General features: G+C 69.5%; 13 protein-coding genes. 7 read left to right on the top strand and 6 right to left on the bottom strand.

All coding sequences use genetic code 11. The features are described 5' to 3' along the window. Positions 1-3: 3 nt before the first annotated feature. Both E6C70_RS07265 and E6C70_RS07260 read right to left on the bottom strand, forming a co-directional pair. Positions 4-2,688: an FtsX-like permease family protein gene (locus tag E6C70_RS07265; RefSeq protein WP_136423620.1), complete on the bottom strand. Its 2,685-nt coding sequence runs from the start codon at positions 2,686-2,688 to the stop codon at positions 4-6. Next, positions 2,688-5,315 carry an ADOP family protein gene (locus tag E6C70_RS07260; RefSeq protein ID WP_168770872.1) on the bottom strand — a complete coding sequence of 876 codons (2,628 nt, stop codon included), beginning with the start codon at positions 5,313-5,315 and terminating at the stop codon, positions 2,688-2,690. Before E6C70_RS07260 ends, E6C70_RS07265 begins: the two co-directional genes overlap by 1 nt. 398 nt (positions 5,316-5,713) lie before the next feature. Between E6C70_RS07260 and E6C70_RS07255 the strand changes: the two genes are divergently transcribed. Together E6C70_RS07255 and E6C70_RS07250 are read left to right on the top strand one after the other, a co-directional pair. Further along, on the top strand, positions 5,714-7,579 hold the full coding sequence (locus E6C70_RS07255) for an ABC transporter ATP-binding protein (protein ID WP_136423616.1): 1,866 nt from the start codon (positions 5,714-5,716) through the stop codon (positions 7,577-7,579). Continuing rightward, positions 7,576-9,381 (top strand): ABC transporter ATP-binding protein, encoded by a 1,806-nt coding sequence (locus E6C70_RS07250; protein ID WP_136423614.1) that lies wholly within the window; start codon positions 7,576-7,578, stop codon positions 9,379-9,381. Before E6C70_RS07255 ends, E6C70_RS07250 begins: the two co-directional genes overlap by 4 nt. 3 nt (positions 9,382-9,384) lie before the next feature. Here the strand turns inward: E6C70_RS07250 and E6C70_RS07245 are convergent, their stop codons facing one another. Both E6C70_RS07245 and E6C70_RS07240 read right to left on the bottom strand, forming a co-directional pair. Further along, the gene (locus E6C70_RS07245) at positions 9,385-10,614 is read right to left on the bottom strand and encodes a type III PLP-dependent enzyme (protein ID WP_136423612.1); all 1,230 of its coding nucleotides are present in this window, start codon (positions 10,612-10,614) and stop codon (positions 9,385-9,387) included. Beyond that, entirely contained in the window at positions 10,611-11,117 is a 507-nt protein-coding gene (locus E6C70_RS07240; RefSeq protein ID WP_136423610.1) for a hypothetical protein, read from the bottom strand. The genes E6C70_RS07245 and E6C70_RS07240 overlap by 4 nt, the downstream gene beginning before the upstream one ends. Positions 11,118-11,488: 371 nt before the next feature. Between E6C70_RS07240 and E6C70_RS07235 the strand changes: the two genes are divergently transcribed. Genes E6C70_RS07235 through E6C70_RS07225 form a run of 3 tightly spaced genes read left to right on the top strand, consistent with a single transcriptional unit; the run spans position 11,489 to position 14,382 of the window. Next, positions 11,489-11,839: a response regulator gene (locus E6C70_RS07235; RefSeq protein ID WP_136423608.1), complete on the top strand. Its 351-nt coding sequence runs from the start codon at positions 11,489-11,491 to the stop codon at positions 11,837-11,839. Between the two features lie 39 nt (positions 11,840-11,878). After that, positions 11,879-12,556 carry a response regulator transcription factor gene (locus E6C70_RS07230; RefSeq protein ID WP_136423606.1) on the top strand — a complete coding sequence of 226 codons (678 nt, stop codon included), beginning with the start codon at positions 11,879-11,881 and terminating at the stop codon, positions 12,554-12,556. Beyond that, positions 12,553-14,382, top strand: coding sequence for a sensor histidine kinase (locus tag E6C70_RS07225; RefSeq protein WP_136423604.1), 1,830 nt, complete (start codon positions 12,553-12,555; stop codon positions 14,380-14,382). Before E6C70_RS07230 ends, E6C70_RS07225 begins: the two co-directional genes overlap by 4 nt. A 1-nt stretch (position 14,383) precedes the next feature. Here the strand turns inward: E6C70_RS07225 and E6C70_RS07220 are convergent, their stop codons facing one another. Together E6C70_RS07220 and E6C70_RS07215 are read right to left on the bottom strand one after the other, a co-directional pair. Continuing rightward, positions 14,384-14,707: an MGMT family protein gene (locus E6C70_RS07220; protein ID WP_136423602.1), complete on the bottom strand. Its 324-nt coding sequence runs from the start codon at positions 14,705-14,707 to the stop codon at positions 14,384-14,386. Then, positions 14,704-15,156, bottom strand: a complete 453-nt coding sequence (locus E6C70_RS07215) for a GNAT family N-acetyltransferase (RefSeq protein ID WP_136423600.1) — start codon at positions 15,154-15,156, stop codon at positions 14,704-14,706. Before E6C70_RS07215 ends, E6C70_RS07220 begins: the two co-directional genes overlap by 4 nt. Before the next feature lie 165 nt (positions 15,157-15,321). Between E6C70_RS07215 and E6C70_RS07210 the strand changes: the two genes are divergently transcribed. After that, positions 15,322-16,536: an NADP-dependent isocitrate dehydrogenase gene (locus tag E6C70_RS07210; RefSeq protein ID WP_136423598.1), complete on the top strand. Its 1,215-nt coding sequence runs from the start codon at positions 15,322-15,324 to the stop codon at positions 16,534-16,536. A 208-nt stretch (positions 16,537-16,744) separates the two neighbouring features. After that, positions 16,745-20,389, top strand: coding sequence for a S8 family serine peptidase (locus E6C70_RS07205; protein WP_235833309.1), 3,645 nt, complete (start codon positions 16,745-16,747; stop codon positions 20,387-20,389). Positions 20,390-20,444: the final 55 nt, after the last annotated feature.

Genomic DNA, 20,444 nt, shown 5'->3' with positions numbered 1-20,444 from the left:
TCTTCATCCTTCCGGGACCGAACGCAGGATGCTCGACGCCCGCGCGGTGCGCGATGCGACGAGTGCGACGGCGGTGAACAGTGCTGTGGCCGCCAGGAACCCGATCACGAGCACCGCGGTCGCGACGGGATCGATGCTCAGCGCGGGCTGGATGCTCCCGCCGGTGAAGGCGCGCAGGTCGACGCCGCTGAGCACGACGGTGGGCAACGCGATGCCCAGTGCGACGCCGACGACTACGGCCGCCACGACCGGCGGACCGAGTTCCCAGGCCACCAGGGCGCTCTCCTCCCCGCGACGCGCGCCCAGCATCCGCAGGAGGGTCACCGTCCGCGCGCGCGCCGGTGCGCCGAGCACGAGTGTCATCACGAGGGTGATCCCTCCGAGCACCCCGCTCAGCGCGATGGCCGCCGTCAGTGCGGCCTGCAGTCCGGCGGCGACGGGCAGGGCCGCGCGCTCGGCCGCGGCCGCCTTCGCCGACTCGACCGTCGCATCCGTTCCCGTCACCGCCGTCACCGCGCGGCTCACGTCGGGGATGCGTGCGCCGGGCTCCAGACGGATGAGGACCGTACGCGGGTCGGCCTCGGCATCCGCGAGGGCATCCGCGTTCCTCTGTGCGACGATGACGACGCCCGAGCGGTCGGTCAGCGCGTTCGGGGCTGCCACCGTCCCGACGACCCGGACCTTCTCGCCGTTGACGCGCGTGCTCGAGCTTCCCGCCATCGCGCTCGCCACGGACGGTGAGACGAGCACGGGAATCCCGCCCGGGGAGCCGCCGTCCAGACCGCCGACCGGGATCGCCCCCGCCGATCCGCGCTGAACCTGCGCGAGCTCGCCCGGATCGACCCACACCACGGCGATGTTGGTACGTCGACCGTCGTTGTCGATGATGCCGTCGATGTTGCCGGATGCGGCAGCGGTCTCGGCCACACCGGGTATCGCGGCGATTCGACGCAACTGGTCGGCGCCGACGCCCGTACCCGAGACGCGCATGTCCGCGCCGACCGCCGTCTGGGCCGCGGCCGTGACACCGTTCTGAACCGAGGTCAGGAGCACGCCGGAGGAGACGGCCACGGCGGTGCCCACGAGCAGCGCGAACACCGGCGCCAGGCCGATCGCACGGTCGCGCAGCGCTCGACTCGGTCCGAGGAACCCTCCGAGGCCCGCCCTCCCGCGAGCGCGGTTGGCCAGCGCCTGAAGCGGCAACGGATAAAGGCGCAGGGCGATCACGCATGCCGCCCCGGCGAGAAGGAGGGGCACCGCGACCAGCAGGGGATCGATGCCGCCGCTCACGCCCCGCTGGAGCAGGGCGAGTGTGCCGAGGATCGCCAGCACGACGACGGTGAGCTCGAGAGCGACGCGCCACCGGTCACCCGCCGCCGGCGAGAGGTCGGCGCGAGCGGTGCCCTCCGTGGCGCGCAGCGAGGTCGTCAGGAGCAGCGCCGTGATGGCTGCGAACGCGAGTGGCACGACGATGAGGCCTGCGCTCCAGCCGCCCGGGGTGACGAAGAGGCCGATGACGGAGCCGAGGACGCTGGCGGGCAGCGCGATGACGACACCCTCGAGGGCGAGCAGGCTCGCGCGACCGGCGGGAGAGACACCGCGGGCTCCGAGCAGGCGCAGCGCATCCGCCCGACGTCGTGCGACGACCCGGCAGCCGAGGGCCAGAACCGCGATCATCACGCCGAACGGCCCGGCCGCCATCATCACGATGACCGCGTCGGAGGCCGCTCGTGCACCGAGAGCCTGCTCGAGCGCGTCGGCGGCTGGCGCCCGGAATGTCACGTCTGAGCCCCAGAAGCCCGGGCGCACGATGCTGATCGTGGGCGGTGTGCGTTCCACTTCTCGCAGCTGGGTGAGCAACTCGTCGCCGCTGTCGGCTGTGACGGTCGACACGTCCAGCGGGAACCAGATCTGCAACCGAGGGGCGACGGGAAGCGTGCCGATGAACTCGACCGCGCTGGGGTCGACGAGCGCCGTGCCCGTGTAGATGGGCGGGCCGAGGCCCTGCTGCTCGATGGACGGCCTCAGCAGCAGCGGTGCGTGCGAGAAATAGTCGTCTGTGCCGTGGCGCGGAGCGAACAAGCCCGTCAGCCGCATGGTCACCGTCCCCGTGCCCTGCGAGAAGGTGCGGGTCTCACCGACTGCCCACTCCAGCGCGTCGGCGTTCGCGGAATCGAGGGCGACATCCAGCACGTCCCCGGTGTAGGCGCCGGGCGCGGTTCCTTCGACGTAGCGCACGTGGTGCTCGCTGCGCGGGTCGAATCCGAGCGAGATCCGGGTGTGATGCCCGGTCCCGAGGTAGGTGATGTCGAGTGGATCGACGGCCAGCAGGTAGTCGGGCTCGCCTGTCGATGAGCGCAACGGCTGCGGGTACTCCGCCCGCATCCGCATCACGGCGTCGTCGAACTGCCCCCAGACGGCATCGCTCGCCGGCTCGAGTCGCGGGGATGCCGAGCCGCCCTTCTCGGGCACGCCCACGACGGAGCTCACCAGGTCGCGCTGAGCGGGCGTGAGGGCGCTGAGTTGCTGCTGCACGGCCGACGAGTCCATGGCGGCGACCGCGCGGGGCGCCGCCGTTGCCACGGCGCTGAGCACGATGACGAGCACGGCGAGCGTGACGGCGCCGGCGGGGTGGGCCGCGAGGTGACGGCCGAGCAATGAGCCGGTGCTGGTGGATCGTCGAGCCATCACCGTTCCCCTCTCACCAGCGCCGTCGTCGCGCCGGATCGCACCGCGAGCGTGTAGCCCGACACGACGACTCCCAGACCGACGGCCAGGCCGAGTACGGCAGCGGTCAGGGCGAGCGCATCGACGTCAGGAGCCAGCGGTACGGGGAGGGGCGCCGCGACCACCGCTCCTCGCGCGAGCGGGCCGGCGGCGGCGAAGACCGCGGCCAGCCCACTGATGACGCCGAGGAGGATGGAGAGCACCACCAGCAGCGCGAGTTCGAGCCCTCTCGAGCGCGATTGTTCGCGCGCTCCGACGCCGAGCGCGCGCAGCACGGCGGACTCCTCTCGGCGTGTCATCGTCAGGGTGATGGCGACCGCGACGACGGACACCAGGGCGAGAACGGCGGATACCGCGAAGCCGATCCACAGAGCGCCGATCGCGGCGCCCGCGAGCCTCGTGGCGCCGTTCGGCTCCGCGATGCTGACCTGCGCGTCGGGGATCGCCGCGCGTGCGGCCGTGGCTGCGGACGCCGGATCGCCCGCGCTCGCCCAGACCTCGTCGGTGGGGCTCGCCGTGTCGTTGCCGCGCAGGAGGGCGTCGTCGAGACTGGGAAGGTCGGCGACGAGTGCTGCGTCCATACTGCTGCCCGGCACGACGGCGACGATGCCGGCGACCTTTACCGTGGTGGAGCGCACGGCGTCGTCGAAGCTGATCGGCAGGGGGTCGCCGATCTTGAGGCCCGAGGAATCGGCGAGCGCTCGGGAGACGACGGCGGGTACGGGCGACCCGTCGACCTTAGCCATCACGCGACCGGACGCATTCAACGACGACAGGTCGACCGGGCCGCTGGGCACGGCCAGCGGGGTTCCGTCGGCGGACGCCGATCGAACGGACGCGGCGATGCCCGACGCACCGTTCGCATCGCGGAGTTCGACGTCGATGGCGAGCAACCGCCATGCACCGGTATGCGACGGAACCGTGGCGGACAGCGATCCTCTCCCCGAATCCACGGCCAGCGACCCGGCCGGCACGGAGACCAGCGCGCCATCGGCATCCGCCAGTCGGATGGTGGCGATCACGCTGCCGCGAGCCTGATCGGCCGGCGCCGTGATGCCCACGTCGAGGCTGACCACCGCGGCGCCGGGGGGCAGGGCGAGTCCGGGCGCCGCCGTCGTGATGGCTCGCCCGATGGCCGCCGGATCGACGGTGCCGCCGACCGGACTCATGATCGCCGCGACGCGCGAGCCGGCTATGGCGACGAGGTCGGCGGGATCCGAACCGATACGGAGGGATGCGGTCGACAACGGTGCGGCATCGCTCACGCCGGTGATCGACGCGACACGCTGGACCGCCTCGGCTGGAGAGATGGACGTGCTGTCGGAACCGTCGGGCAGGTCGGCCAAGCGCACCCTCACGTCCGCTCCGTTCCCTCGGTCGGCTCGCGCGCTCGCGTCGGCTGTCCAGGTCGCGGAGTAGCCGGCAGCGAAGACGGCCGCCCCGGTCGCCAAGGCGATGCTCAGCACGGCGACGGGCATCACGGTGGTGCGGCGGGCGAGTTGGCGGGCGCCGAACGACGGGGAGAACCCACGTCGACGAGCCGCGAAAGCGGCGTACCATCCGGCGAGTGGCCGGAAGACCAGCACGGCGAGCAGGGCCCCTGAGACGAGCAGCACGACCGGGGAGCAGAGGGCGATCAGGTCGATCGAATCGCCATTGATGGCGCCGTTGCGGATGAGCTGGCCGGTGGTGGTGACGGCGACGATGACCAGGAGGACGGTGCCGATCACGAGGGCCGCAGGCGCAGCGCTGCGCCGGGCCATGCCCGTCCGGCGCCCGGCGAGCGCCGCCGTGACGCTCAGCGCGAGCGCGCAGAGAGCGGCCGTGACGCCGGCGAGCGGCCAGCTCGACAGGGCCGCCGGCCCCGCCGCAGCGACCCCGATCGCCCAACCGCAGACGGCGGCGGGGGCGCCGACCACGAGGCCTTCGACGAGCCCGAGCGCCGCCAGATCCACGGGCGTCGCACCGCGGCCGCTGAGCAGGGCGGTTTCGCTGCGCCGGGCCTCGACGAGGAGCGAGGCGACCTGCACGAGAGCGATCAGAGCGAACACGAGCACGAGGGCGAGGGGAATCGGGGCGACAGACCATTCGGCGAGCATCCCGCGCCGGATCTGGTGAAGCAGGTCGGGCAGCCCGCCTGACGTCGTCAGCTGAGTACCCTCCACCGCATCCGGCTGCAGCGACGCGACGACCCGATCGAGTCGCTCGGAGAGGGCGGTCGCGCCGGGGACGCTGAGCGCCTGCGCGCTCGGGCGCACCGATCGCGTGACGCTCGACTGGTCTCCTCCCGTGTCCGCGCTCGTCTCGTCCACCCGGGTCGCGAGCGTTCCCAGGCGCGCGAGCGCCTTGTCGATGATTGCCCCGACCCGGGCGCGGTCATCGGGATCGACCCCGGTCGCGACGACGTCGAACCGCGTGGAGTCGTCGTTCGCCCCCAGCACCGACACAACGCCGGCCTCGGCGCGAGCGAGCAGCCCGCCGGCGATCACCGTGGACCCTGCCGCGCCCAGGAGCACGACGAGCGCGCACACGGCGAGGAGGGCGGCCCGGGCGCGTGAACGGCGCAGCACGAGGGAGACTGTGCGCACACCACTCCCTTCGCGCTCGCCATGAGGCGTTCTCCACAGTAGTGGCCGATGCACGCCCGCCGGCGACGGGCACGGATGCAGTGCTTGCGCAATCGACGAGCCCGGCATATCCTGTAGGGCTGCTCGCCGCCCGCGGGCGCACGGATGAACACGAAGAACGCGCTGGAGGACACCATGAAGACCACCGAGATCACGACCCGGACCCTCGGGCACCTCGGCCGCGTCGTCGTGTCCGCCTCCCGACCGGCCATCGGCTGACCACCGCCCAGCACCCTCACGCCCGGGCCCGCCGCCCGGATCAGCGCACGTCGGACCGGCTAACCAGCCGCCGGCCACACCCCGCATCCGCACCTCGAGACGGCCATCCGCCGCGCTCGACGCACCTCTCAGGACCAGACATGGCTGCCACCGTCCCCCGCCAGCAACCCGCTCCCGAGCGCCAGGGAACCATCCGAACGCTGCTTCGGCTGTATCCCTACGTCAAGCCCGCCGTGCCGCGCCTCATCGCGGGCGCCACGGTAGCGATGATCGCGAGCCTCGTCGCGCTCGCGATCCCGCAGGTGCTCCAGTTCCTCGTCGACGGTCCTCTCACCGACGGCGATGCGTCGGCGATCGTGCCCGCTTCGCTCGCGGTCATCGGCCTCGGCGTGTTCGAGGCGATCCTCATCGGTCTGCGCCGGTGGTTCGTGCTCACCCCGGGAACGCACGTCGAGGCGAGCATGCGCAACTCGCTCTACGCACGCCTGCAGGACCTGCCCGTGGCCTTCCACGATCGCTGGCCGAGCGGTCAGCTGCTCTCGCGCGCGATGACAGACCTGAGCCTCATCCGCCGCTGGCTCGCCTTCGGCATCATCCTGCTGGTCGTCAACGTGCTCACCATCATCGTGGGCTTCGGCATCCTGGTGTCGATGAACTGGGTGCTCGGGCTCATCTTCCTGGTCTGCTCGGTGCCGCTGTGGATCTACGGGTTCGTCTTCGAGGGCAAGTACTCGCAGATCGCTCGGCGCAGCCAGGACCAGGCCGGTGACCTCGCCACCGCCGTGGAGGAGTCGGTGCACGGCATCCGCGTGTTGAAGGCCTTCGGGCGTGGAAAGTACGCGCTGAAGAACTTCGCGTCGCAGGCCGAGGCACTGCGCGGCACCGAGATCGAGAAGGCCAGGGCCATCGCCGGAATCTGGCTGTGGCTGCTCATGGTGCCCGACGTGGCGTTCGCCATCTGCCTCGTCGTCGGCGCCGGACTCTCGGTGAGCGGAGCGCTCAGCGTCGGCACGCTGGTCGCGTTCTTCGCGACGGCCACCGTGCTGCGCTTCCCGATCGAGTCGATCGGTTTCCTGCTGTCGATGACCCTCGACACGCGCACGGCCACCGACCGGTTCTTCGACGTGCTCGACGAGCAGAACTCCATCCGCGACCCCGACGAGCCGGTCACCATCGACGATCCGCGTGGCCGGCTGGTATTCGACGACGTGCACTTCCGCTACCAGGACTCGCCCGAGCGATTCGACGACCTCGTCGACGGCGTGCAACTGGAGCTCGAGCCCGGCGAGACCATGGCCCTCGTCGGCCTGACCGGTTCGGGCAAGTCGACCATCACCGCGCTGGCCACGCGCCTCTACGACGTCACCGGCGGCAGCATCCGCCTCGACGACGTGGACGTGCGCGACCTCACCCGCGAGGAGCTGCGTCGTCACATCGCGATGGCGTTCGAGGACGCCACCCTGTTCTCGGCTTCGGTGCGCGACAACGTCCTGCTCGGGCGTCCCGAGTTCGGGGAGCGCAGCACCGAGGCGGATGCGGCGCTCGATGAGGCCCTGCACATCGCGCAGGCGCAGTTCGCCTACGACCTGCCGGATGGCGTCGACACGCTCGTCGGCGAGGAGGGCATGAGCCTCTCGGGCGGCCAGCGTCAGCGGCTGGCGCTGGCCAGGGCGGTGGCCGCCAAGCCCGCCGTGCTCGTGCTCGACGACCCTCTGTCCGCCCTCGATGTCGACACGGAGGCGCTGGTGGAGGCAGCCCTCCGCACGGTGCTCGCCTCCACGACCGCGCTCATCGTCGCTCATCGCCCCTCGACGGTGATGTTGGCCGATCGGGTGGCGCTCCTCGAGGACGGCCGCATCACCGCCGTCGGGACGCACTCGGCACTGCTGGCCTCCAGCGAGCACTACCGCTTCGTCATCTCGAGCCTCGAGGACGAGGAGAAGCGCGAACGCGCCCGCGAGGGCGATCGAGATCTGTTCGAACACCGTGAGGAGGTGACCCGATGAGCGTCATCGGTGTACAGGGGGAGGAGCGCCACGACTTCACTCCCGAGGAGTCGCGGCAGATCCGCCGCCGGTCACTGCGCCTGCTCGGCAGCCTGTTGCGCCCCGAGCGCAAGCGGGTGGCGATCAGCATCGCCGTGATCGTGATCTCGACCGCCTTCCAGGTGGCCGGGCCCGCCCTCATCGCGATCGGCATCGACCAAGGGCTTCCCGCCCTCATGAAGCAGGACTGGATGCCGCTGGCGCTCGCCGGCGGGGCCTACCTCTTCACCGGTGTCGCCGGCGCGGCCCTGATCTCCTGGTACACCGTGCTGAGCGCGCGCATCTCGCAGGCGATCCTCATCGACCTGCGCACCCGCGTCTTCCTGCACACGCAGCGGCTCAGCCTCGAGTTCCACGAGTCGTACACGTCGGGGCGCATCATCTCGCGTCAGACCAGCGACCTCGACTCCATCCGCGAGCTGCTCGACGAGGGCATCAACAATCTCATCCGCGGCGTGCTCTACATGGGCTTCATCGCGGTCGCGTTGTTCTGGCTCGACTGGGTCTCCGGTGTCGTGCTGATGTGCTCGCTGGTGCCGCTGTTCTTCCTCACCCGCTGGTTCCAGAGGCGCTCGCAAACGCTGTTCCGGCGCTCGCGGGTCGCGTCGGCCCGGTTGATCGTCAAGTTCGTCGAGACCATGACGGGCATTCGTGCCGTCAAGGCGTTCCGCGTGGAGAAGCGCAACGAGAAGGAGTTCGGCGACCTCACCGAGGACTACCGCGACGTCAACGCGCGCGTCATCCAGTTGTTCGGAGTGTTCGACCCCAGCCTGGTGCTCATCGGCAACGTGACCGTCGGCATCGTGCTGCTCGTCGGCGGGTTCCGCGTGATCGAGGGGCAGCTGGCCATCGGCGTGCTGCTGGCCGCGCTGCTCTACACGCGGCGCTTCTTCGACCCGATCGAGGAGATGGCGATGTTCTACAACTCCTACCAATCGGCCGCCGCAGCGCTGGAGAAGATCTCGGGCGTGCTCGAGGAGGAGCCCGGCGTCCTCGACCCGGCCAAGCCCGTCGACCTGTGGTCGGCGAAGGGTCGGGTGCGGTTCGAGGACGTCGAGTTCGCCTATCGGGCCGACCGGATGATCCTGCCGCGGTTCGACCTCGACATCCCGGCGGGGCAGACGATCGCGTTGGTGGGGTCGACGGGAGCCGGCAAGTCGACCCTCGCGAAGCTCATCTCGCGCTTCTACGACCCGACGGACGGACGGGTCAGCCTCGACGGAATCGACCTGCGCGACCTGCATCCGAAGGACCTGCGGCGCGCGATCGTCATGGTCACGCAGGAGGCCTACTTGTTCTCGGGATCGGTGGCGGACAACATCGCCATCGGTCGTCCCGGGGCCTCGATGGATGAGATCATCCACGCGGCGCAGGCGGTGGGTGCCGACGACTTCATTCGCGGCCTCCCGAACGGTTACGACACCGACGTTAACAAGCGCGGCGGGCGGGTGAGCGCCGGACAGCGACAGCTGATCTCGTTCGCGCGCGCGTTCCTCGCCGATCCCGCGGTGCTGATCCTCGACGAGGCGACCTCCTCGCTCGACATCCCGAGCGAGCGACTCGTCCAAGAGGCCCTGCAGACCCTGCTCGCCGATCGCACCGCCGTCATCATCGCCCACCGCCTCTCGACGGTCGCGATCGCCGATCGTGTGCTCGTGATGGAGAACGGACGCATCGTCGAGGATGGATCACCCGACGAGCTCATCGACGGGACCGGGCGCTTCGCCCAGCTGCACGCTGCGTGGCGTGACTCGCTGGTCTGAGCCTCAGCGATCCAGCACCACCACCTGCGTCGGCGGCAGGCCGTTGAAGCCCGTCGCCGTCGCGGTGGTGTACGCGCCCATCATCGGGCTCACGAGCAGGTCTCCCTCGTGCAGCGGAGGAAGCTCGAGACCCCGAGCGATCACGTCGATGCTGTCGCAGGTCGGTCCGGCCAGCGTCACCGGCTCCCGGCGGCGCGGTGCGTCTCCGCGCAGCTCGCTGGCGGCGAAGACGAGCGGATGGACCCCCTCGGTCAGGATGTTCGAGTAGCTCCCGTACAACCCGTCGTCGAGGTAGTGCCAGGTGCCGTCCACGCGCTCTGACGAACCGACGACCCGAGTCACGAGGGTCATCGCCGAGCCCGTCACGAAGCGGCCCGGTTCGAGCACGAGGGCATCGTGCCGCCCGGACGAGCGGATGGCGTGACGGATGCCCGATGCCAGCCTCGGCAGCCTGGCGACGGGCGAGTCGTACTCGACGGGGAGCCCTCCACCGATGTCGAGCACGTCGAAGTGCAGCCCGAGGCGGATCTCGAGGCAGGTCATGAGGCGTGTCGTCGCTGCGATCGCCTCCACGAACGGCGCTGCCGCGGTGGTCTGGCTTCCGACGTGGAAGCTGAAGCCCGCCACCCGGATGCCCAGTCGCACGGCTGCCTCGACCAGCGGGACGGCCTGGGGAATCGTCGCACCGAACTTCGTCGACAGGTCGCACCCCGCCTCCGCATTGGGAAAGCTCAGTCGCACCAGAATGTCGGCGTCCGCCGGCAGGTCGGCGAGCTTGGCCAGTTCGCCGGGGTTGTCGACGACGAAGCGCCGCACCCCGGCGGCCAGGGCGTGGTCGATGTCGAGCCGCGAGCGGATGGGATGCGTGTGGATCGCCGACGACAGGTCGACTCCGAGCGATCGCAGCTGGTCGATCTCGCTCCGCGACGCCACCTCGAAGGAGCCGCCCGCGTCGGCGACGGCGCGGAGGGCTGCCGGATGCGGGAGGGTCTTGGTGGCGAAGTGGACTGCGGCGCCGGGAAGCTGCTGCGCGAGGCGTCGCACCTGTCGACGGATGCGCGAGGGATCGAGCACCAACAGCGGTGAGCCGTGCTCGCGCACGAGCGAGAACAGGTCGATCGAGCGGGAGTAGCGGGCGAGGTCGGAGCGGACGCGCTCGCGGTGCGACGGGAATCGACGCACCGGCGCGACGGTCGGTTCGGGGGAGAACAACGCGATCGAGGTGATGCTCATGAGGAGTGCGCCTTCCGGGTGCTGAGGGAGTGGGGGAGGATCAGTCGGCGGCCGGCCTCGAAGCTCGTGACGGCGATCGTGTAGAAGACCAGGTCAGCGGCGAGCTTGCCGAGCAGCCATCCCGAGAGCCCACTGCCGGTGGCCGCCGGGACCGCGTAGAGCAGGAGCGGCCGAACCGCGAGGGTGTCGACGACCTCGGCCGGAACGAACTCCGCGACGATGGATCGCACGGTCAGCAGGGCGACGACCCCGCCGCGCGAGCGCGGGGACGAGGCTCGCACGCGCCCCGACCGGGCGTGGCCGAGCGCCGTCCGCGCGGCGATGACGCCGTAGAAGCCGATCGTCTCAGCGAGGGTTCCGACGATGGCTGCCACGACGAGCGAGCCGGTGGTCGCGTACCCGCTCCACGCGCCGAGGAGCGACGCCCCCGTCCCGACGAACTCGGGAACGAGGTAGCGCTTGATCCAGACGAACGGTGTGCTCCGTCCACGGTGGCGGCTCATGCTGCGATGCTCGTCCGTCGGCGGAACGCTCGACACCGGGCGAGCACCGGGCCACCGGGGTGGCAGCCCTGAACGGGGGTCACGGCCGCGCGGGACGCCTGCAGACACAGGAAAGGCGACCCGTCGGGTTCGGGTCGCCCTTCCTGTCGAACTCCGCTGAGCCTCTCCGCGCTCGGGTTCGGAGGATGGCCCTGGAATGCGATCGTCTGCTGCCGCTGTGCCCGGCGCGTCCTGATCGCGAGTTCCCTCACATGGTCCACCCCCGACCGGGTGTGCGGCATCGGTGTGCTCCCCGCAGGTGCTCTCAGGGCCAGCCCCGATCTTCATCGTGGGGCTCGGATGCGCGGCCGGTCGGGTCACAGAATGGGGGCATGAGTTCTCGGGTGGTGATCGTGGACGATCACGACGTGTTTCGCGATCAGGTGCGTCGGCTGCTGGAAGCCGACGGCTTCGAGGTCGTCGGCGACGCCGCATCCGCCGCCCGAGGAGTGGAACTGATCGGCGACATGCTGCCCGATCTCGTGTTGCTCGACGTCATGCTGCCCGATGCGATGGGCTTCGACGTCGTCCCGACGCTGCGCGGGCTCGGAACCTTCGCTATCGTTCTCACATCGAGTCGTGATCGCAGCGACTACGGCAGCAGGATCGAATCGAGCGGCGCGGACGGCTTCATCCCGAAGGATGAGCTCTCCGGACCGGGGCTTCGAGCCTTCGTCGCCTGAGCCGCCCGCACGACAGAGTTGTTCCGAGACTGGACACCGATGAACGCTCAGCAGGATTCAGAGACCACCACCCCGCTGCGGGTGGCCATCGCCGACGACGCCATGCTGCTGCGCACGGGCATCACCTCGGTGCTCGAGGCGGGCGGCTGCGAGGTCGTCGTCTCGGTCGGCACGGCCGGCGAGCTGCTCGAGGCCGTACGCGAACGGCCCGTCGACGCGATCGTGCTCGACATCCGCATGCCACCGGACTACACCGACGAAGGACTCGTCGCGCTCGAGAAGCTCCGGTCGTCGGGGTCGACGGTCGGCGTGCTGCTGCTGTCGATGTACGCGACGCCGGCGTACGCCATCCGTGCCATGAGTGCGGGAGGCGGCACGGGCTACCTGCTGAAGGATCGCGTGGCCGAACCCGCTCGACTCGTGCAGGCGGTGCGCACAGTGGCCTCCGGCGGCTCGGTCGTCGACAGCGAGGTCGTCGCGCAGCTGGTCTCCCGCCCGGGAAACGCCTCCGTGCAGGTGCTGACCCCGCGAGAACGGGATGTCCTGGCGCTGATGGCCGAGGGCAAGTCGAACCACGGCATCGCGTCCAAGCTGTTCCTCAGCCTGAAGACGGTCGAGACCCACATCGGCAACATCATGTCCAAGCTCGGCATCGACGAATCGCCCGACGACCACCGCCGGGTGCTCGCGGTGCTGCGCCTCCTCGGACCGTCATGACCGCGCTGCAGGTGCGCAGGCTCCTGCTCGTACTCCTCGCCTCGGCGATCATCATCACCGAGGAGGTCATCGGCTACACGGCGGCCGCGATGCCCGTGCCCTACTCCCTGACCCGCACCGTCATCCACACCGCAGCCGGACTCACCTACGCCGTCTGCGCGTGGCTGGCCTGGCAGGTGGCCGACTCGCCCGTCCCCGGCCGGCTGATGATCGTCATCGCCCTCCTCTGGATCCCGCCGCCCTTCATCGCCGCGACCTGGCCGCTGGGCTCGGTGTGGCCGATCTTCGAATCGCTGGTGGTGGTCTGGGCGGTCCTCCAGGCCGCGCTCGTCGTGATCTACCCGACGGGGCGATTGCCGGGGCGGCTGGAGTTCTGGGCACTGGCGCTCGGCGTGGGCGGCGGGCTGGTGCGGATGCTCGCGCTGCTCTTCCTGGCGCCCTACGCGACCCCCGAGTGCGGCTGCGCCCCCAACGCCTACGTCGTGGTGCCCGACTGGGGCCTGTACAACGTCATCAACCTCGCCTACCGCGGCGTGGGCATCCTGCTGATCGTGCTGATCATCGTCACGGTCATCGTGCGATGGTCGCGCGGGACAACCCCCGCGCGCTACATCGCCTTCGTCATGCCCGTCGCCCTCATCCTGTGGTGCGCCGCGATCGCCTACGAGGTTGCGTCGGATGCCTTCGGCGTCACCGCGTTGCCGCTCGTGGTCTATCTCGGCTACCTCGGCACGGCATCGATCCCGATCAGCTTCGTGGCCGGATTGATGTACATCCGCAGCATGCGCGGCCGGGTCTCGGACCTCGTCGTGCTCACGCGCGACGGCGTCGAACGGGAGTTCTGGCAGCCCGCGCTCGCCGACACCCTGCGCGATCCGCGGCTGCGCGTGTTCTGGTGGGACGTGACCCGGGGCCGATACCGGGATGGCGGCGGTGAGCAGCTCGACACCGACGCGACGCCGGGGCGCCTGCGGACACGGCTCGCGATCGAGAGTGCCAGCGGCCGGTTGGCGCTCATCGACCACGACGTCGCGCTGCGGGAGTACCAGGGGCTGCTGGACGCGGTCGCATCCGCCATGCGACTCTCGGTCGACAACTCGCGCCTGCGGACGGAGCTCGAAGCCACGCTGCAGGAGGTTCGCGAGTCGCGGGTGCGCATCATCGAGGCGGGCATCGTCGCGCGGCGCCAGATCGAACGCGACCTGCACGACGGATCGCAGCAGTCGCTCGTCTCGCTGGCGCTCAGCCTGCGGATGGCCATCGGCAGCGCGCGAGCGGCGAGCGACGAGGCGCTCGTCGACGAGTTGGAGGGGGCACTGCAACAACTCACCGACGCGCTCCGGCAGTTGCGGGAGCTGGCGCGCGGCATCCATCCCTCCTCACTCACCGTCGGAGGGCTGGGGATGGCGATCGCCGAACTCGTGGCGCGGACTCCGGTGCCGGTCGAGGTCGAGCTCGACGTGCCCGGCCGCTTGGCGCCGCTCACCGAGGCGACGGTCTACTTCTTCGTGGCCGAGTGCCTCACCAATGTCGCCAAGTACGCCGGCGCATCGGCGGCGCGGGTGTGCGTGCGAGTGGGGGCCGGAGGACTCGAGGTGAGCGTCTCCGATGACGGTCGCGGCGGGGCGACGCTCGGCGGAGGGAGCGGTCTGATCGGCTTGGTCGACCGGATGGAGGCGATCGGCGGGACTGTGCTCGTGGAGAGCTTCGACGGTCGCGGCACCACGGTGACGGCGCGCATCCCGCCAGAGGGCTCACCCGAGGTCCCGGCGCTCACGGACGCCGAGCGCGCGTCCGTCGGTGCCGAGAGCACCGACGGACGGTGACCTACTCGTCCGCGAACTCCGGGTGCCACCGCGCACTGGGGGAGATGCGGTAGCCGGCGGGCGTCTCGATCAGCGCGGTGCCCTCATCCCGGTAGTGCGTCAGCGCGCGGTCCTCGTGCTCGCGGGGCGGATGACCTCCGGCGCGGATGACGCGCCACCACGCGACATCCGACCCGTAGTAGGCCATCACCTGGCCGACCACCCGAGCGCCGCGGGAGCCCAGCATGGCCGCGATGTCGCCGTAGGTGGCCACCCGTCCGGGCGGGATCCGGTCGACGATGTCGAGGACGGCCTCGACGAAGCCCGCGGGAGGCGAGGCGCTCAGAGCGTCATCGCCCCGATCACGTCGCCGTACTGGGTCTGGCCGATGTCGACGAAACCGATGCGGAGGAAGAACGCCTCGGGACCCTCACTGCCCGGCTCCCACATGACCGTGATGCGCTCGATGCCGCGCGAGCGCGCCTCCTCCGCGAGCCCACGGGCGAGGAATCGTCCGACGCCCTGGCCCTGGGCATCCGCGTCGACGTTGATGCGCCAGATGCAGGCGCGGAACTCCTCGTGGTCGTTGTCGGGATCGAAGTTGCCGTGGATGAACCCGACGACCTTCTCCTCCTGCACCGCGACACGCTGCCAGGCGGCGCCGGGATCGATCACGGCCGTCTCGGCGGAGTAGGAGACGGGCGTGATGAACTGCTCCTGACCGGGCTTCAGACCCAGGTTGTTCGCGGCAGCGATGTTCGAGGCCGACAGTGCTTCCAGTCTCATCTCACCCATGCGTGCAAGGCTAGCCTGCGCGGGCCTGCCGCCGGTAGCCGGATGCTGTGAGGCACGTCGCCGTTCGCCCAGAGCGGCACAACTATCTCGATGTCAAGATAGTTACCCACCTCTTGTAGGATTGTCGGGGCCGATCGGCCCGTAATCGTTCGAGGAGATCACCCATTGTCCAAGATCAAGGTTGAAGGCACCGTCGTCGAGCTCGACGGCGACGAGATGACGCGCATCATCTGGCAGGCCATCAAGGATTCGCTCATCCACCCGTACCTCGACATCGACCTCGAGTACTACGACCTCTCCATCCAGAAGCGCGACGAGACGGACGACCAGATCACCGTCGACGCGGCCAACGCGATCCTCAGGCACGGCGTCGGCGTCAAGTGCGCGACGATCACGCCCGACGAGGCGCGCGTCGAGGAGTTCGGCCTCAAGAAGATGTGGCGCTCGCCCAACGGGACCATCCGCAACATCCTGGGCGGCGTGATCTTCCGCGAGCCGATCATCATCTCCAACATCCCCCGTCTCGTGCCGGGATGGAACAAGCCGATCATCGTCGGTCGCCACGCCTTCGGCGACCAGTACCGCGCCACCGACTTCCGCTTCGAGGGCGAGGGCACGCTGACGATGACCTTCACGCCCAAGGACGGGGGAGAGCCCCAGCAGTTCGAGGTGTTCCAGTCGCCCGGGTCGGGCGTCGCCATGGGCATGTACAACCTCGACGACTCCATCAGGGACTTCGCCCGCGCGTCGCTGAACTACGGTCTCGACCGCAACTATCCCGTCTACCTCTCGACGAAGAACACCATCCTCAAGGCCTACGACGGCCGCTTCAAGGACCTCTTCCAGGAGGTCTTCGACTCCGAGTTCAAGGAGAAGTTCGACGCGGCCGGGCTCACCTACGAACACCGCCTCATCGACGACATGGTCGCCTCCAGCCTCAAGTGGGAGGGCGGCTACGTCTGGGCCTGCAAGAACTACGACGGCGACGTGCAGTCCGACACCGTGGCGCAGGGCTTCGGCTCGCTCGGACTGATGACCTCGGTGCTGGCCACTCCCGACGGCAAGGTCGTCGAGGCTGAGGCCGCCCACGGCACCGTGACCCGCCACTACCGCCAGCACCAGCAGGGCAAGCCCACCTCGACCAACCCGATCGCGTCGATCTACGCGTGGACGCGCGGCCTGTCGCACCGCGGCAAGCTCGACGGCAACCAGGAGCTCATCGAGTTCGCCAACACCCTCGAGGACGTCGTCATCACGACCGTCGAGAGCGGCTCGATGACGAAGGACCTCGCGCTGCTCGTCGGTCCTGAGCAGGGCTACGAGACCACCGAGCAGTTCCTCGAGTCGATCTCGAAGAACCTGCAGGCTCGCCTGGGCTGAGTTCCAGCATCGCGACGGCCCGTCTCCAGTGGAGGCGGGCCGTTCGCGTTGTACCCCGGTCGTGCCCTGTACCCCGGATCGGCGGGCGGAAATCCGTAACAACTGATTTACCTGAGGGTCTTCTCAGGCACGGCACCCGCGGGATAGGTTCTCTCTCATGTGCCCCCCATCCGGGGGCGTGAACGGGAATCTATCGAACGGGGACGTAGTGGAACTGACCGCTACACGGAGGACACGATCCTCCGGACTGAAAGGCACCGTCGCAGCACTGCTGGGCGGTGCCGTTTTCGTAACCACGGCGCTTGCGGGTGTCGTGGGACCGGCAGCGGCAGCACCACTGCCGACGAAGCCCGGCAACTGGGCGCCGCTGGTCCAATCCAGCACGAACTATCACGCCGGTCGCTACATCGTCCTGTTGGACGATCAGCCGGCCGCGACCTACGACGGTGGAGTCGACGGGTTGCAGGCGACGCAGTCGAAGGGCAAGCAGCTCAATGCCCGTTCGGCTCCCGTTCAGGATTACTCGCAGTACCTCGAGGGCAAGCAGGACGATGCAGCGGCGGCCGTCGGAGCATCCGTCGACCAGTCCTACACCGTCACCCTCAACGGCTTCTCGGCCGCGCTCGACCCCGCGCAGGCGAAGGCGATCTCGCAGCAGCAGGGCGTCCTCGCCCTCGTCCCCGACGAGATGGCCCACCCGGATGCGACACCGTCCACGACGTTCCTGGGCCTCGACGGTGCCGGCGGAGTGTGGGACAAGCTCGGAGGAGTCGGCAACGCGGGCAAGGGAGTCGTCGTCGGTGACATCGACACCGGCATCGCGCCCGAGCACCCCTCGTTCGCCGGCGACCCGCTCGGCACGACTGACGGTGACGCCCCGTACCTCAACGGTTCGACGATCACCTTCCATAAAGCTGACGGCAACACGTTCACGGGCATCTGCCAGACGGGCGTCCAATTCACCGCCGCCGACTGCAGCACCAAGATCATCGGCGCCCGGTATTACGTGGACGGTTTCGGGGAGAAGAACCTCGGAAGCGTCGCGCAAGGCGAGTACGTCTCCCCACGCGACGGCGACGGACACGGATCGCACACCGCGAGCACGGCAGCCGGGAACAACGGCGTCGAGTCCTCGGTGCTCGACCGCAGTTTCGGCGACATCTCCGGTGTCGCTCCGGCGGCCAAGATCGCTGCATACAAGGTGTGCTGGTCGGGCCCCGACCCAACCGTCACGACGGATGACGGCTGTACGACCGCCGACATGCTGAAGGCGATCGACGACGCCACGAAGGACGGCGTCGACGTGATCAACTTCTCCATCGGCGGCAGCGCAGCGGCCACGACGGTCTCGTTGACCGACCAGGCCTTCCTGTCCGCAGCCACGGCCGGCATCTTCGTGTCCGCCTCGGCGGGCAACTCGGGGCCGGCCCCCTCCACCCTCGACAACGCCTCGCCGTGGTACACCACGGTCGCCGCGTCGACCATCCCGTCCTATGAGGCGACGGCGACGCTCGGCAACGGATCCGCGTTCGCCGGTGCCTCGATCACCGCGCCGAAGGAGCCGCTCACCGGACCGTTCGTCCGCGCTGACAATGTCGGCAACGGATCGACGACCGCGGCAGACACCCTGCTGTGCGCACCGGGATCGCTCGACCCGACCAAGGTGGCCGGTACGATCGTGTTCTGCCAGCGCGGCGTCTACGCCCGCACCGACAAGTCGGCCGAGGTCAAGCGCGCCGGCGGCATCGGCATGGTTCTCGTCAACAAGACGCCGTCGTCGCTCGACACCGACGCGCACGCGGTTCCGACTGTGCACCTGCAGAACACCGCCTGGGACGCGACCTACGCGTACTCGGCGACGCCGGGAGCCACGGTCACCCTTCAGGACGGCAACCTCACGGGCATCGAGCCTGCCACTCCCCAGGTGGCCGGGTTCAGCTCGCGCGGACCGGTGGAGGCCGACGGCAGCGACATCCTCAAGCCCGACATCACGGCGCCCGGCGTCGCGATCCTCGCGGCCGGTGCCAACGCCGAGGGCGAGAAGCCGAGCTTCGAGTTCCTCTCCGGGACGTCGATGGCGGCTCCTCACATCACCGGAACGGCGGCGCTCTACCTGAGCGTTCACCCGAAGGCCACCCCGGCCGAGATCAAGTCGGCACTCATGACGACGGCCTACGACACGGTAGACGCCAACGGCGCCCCCGTGACGGATCCCTTCACCCAGGGAGCCGGCCACGAGGACCCGACCAAGATGTTCTCGCCCGGTCTGCTCTACCTCAACGGTCCGGCGGACTGGCTGGCCTACATCAAGGGCGCTGGATACTCCGGTAGCAGCCTGAACGGCGTCACGGCCATCGACCCGAGCGACCTGAACCTGGCGTCGATCGCCATCGGATCCCTCGCGGGAACGCAGACGGTCACCCGCACGGTCACCTCGACCCAGGCGGGCACGTTCACGGCGTCGACCGCCGGTCTCGACGGTGTGGACGTGGCGGTCACCCCGTCGACGCTCACCTTCGGTGCCGCGGGCGAGACCCAGTCCTACACGGTGACGTTCACGCGCACGGATGCCGCTCTCGACACGTTCGCCACGGGATCGCTCTCGTGGACGAGCGGAGACGTCGTGGCGCGCAGCCCCATCGCCGTCCGCCCCGTCGCGGTCGCCGCTCCCGAATCGGTCTCCGGAACGGGGATCAACGGATCGGTGGACGTGACGGTCACCCCGGGTGAGACGGGCGAACTGCCTCTCGCGACGGCCGGGCTCGCTCCGGGCGTGATCGTTCCCGACCCGACCGGCGCTGCTGCGCCCCACTCGGGATCCGGAAAGGCCAAGGACTCGTTCCACTACACGACGACGATCGCCGATGGCCTGGCCATGGCGCGGTTCGATCTCGACGCGCTCGACAACAAGGCCGATCTCGACCTGACCGTCACTCACCTCGATGCCGACGGCAACGCAGACGAGCAGTACGTGTCGGCAACGGCATCGGGCGACGAGCGTGTGGACATCCCGAACCCGACCGCCGGAACCTACGACGTGAAGGTGGACGTGTTCTCGATTCCCGAGGGCTCGGATTCCACCGCGTGGGATCTGCGCACCTTCCAGGTCGTGCCGGGTTCGGGTGACGGAGCGTTCACGGTGAACCCGACGGTGCTCAACACCGTTCAGGGCACGCCGGCGACGTACACGGCATCGTGGACGGGGCTTGCTCCCGAGACGCTCTACCTCGGTCTCGTCAGCTACGGCGACACGGGGCTGTTCACCAAGGTGAACGTCGCGTCGGGTGAGGCTCCCGCTCCGGGTGCACCGGTCAACACCGCGCCGCCGACCATCAGCGGAACGCCCGCTGTCGGGTCGACGCTGACGGCTAGCCCGGGTACGTGGGACACGGATGGGCTCACGTTCGCGTACCAGTGGCAGCGCGGGGGAGTGGACATCGCGGGAGCGACGTCGGCGACCTACGTCGTGACGAAGGCCGATCAGGGCGCGAGCCTCACGGTCGTCGTGACGGCCAGCGCTGCTGACCGCCCGTCGGGAACGGCGACGTCGGATGCCGTGATGGTGCCATACGGATCGACCATCTCGCTCAAGCTGTCGACGCCGGTGAGCCTGTCGTTCCTGACCGTCAAGGCTCGGATCACGGTCGCCTCCCAGGGCGATGTGGCCGGCCAGCCTGTGAAGGTGAAGGTGGGCGGCAAGACGGTCACGGGCGTGCTGGACAGCGCGGGCAAGGTCACCCTGACCCTGCCGAAGCTCGGCAGGGGTGTTTACTCGGTGAAGGCGAGCTTCGCTGGTACGCCTGAGGTGAGCGGCTCCAAGAGTGCCGCGAGCTACCTCGTGATCCTCTTCTAGAGGGTCAATCAGGAAGGCCCCGGGTGCATGCACCCGGGGCCTTCGTGTGTCTGTG

It is taken from the genome of Orlajensenia flava (assembly GCF_004801905.1).
Lineage (GTDB): Bacteria > Actinomycetota > Actinomycetes > Actinomycetales > Microbacteriaceae > Orlajensenia > Orlajensenia flava.
Note: the sequence above shows the minus strand (reverse complement) of the source record. Positions and strands in the feature narration are given on the sequence as shown.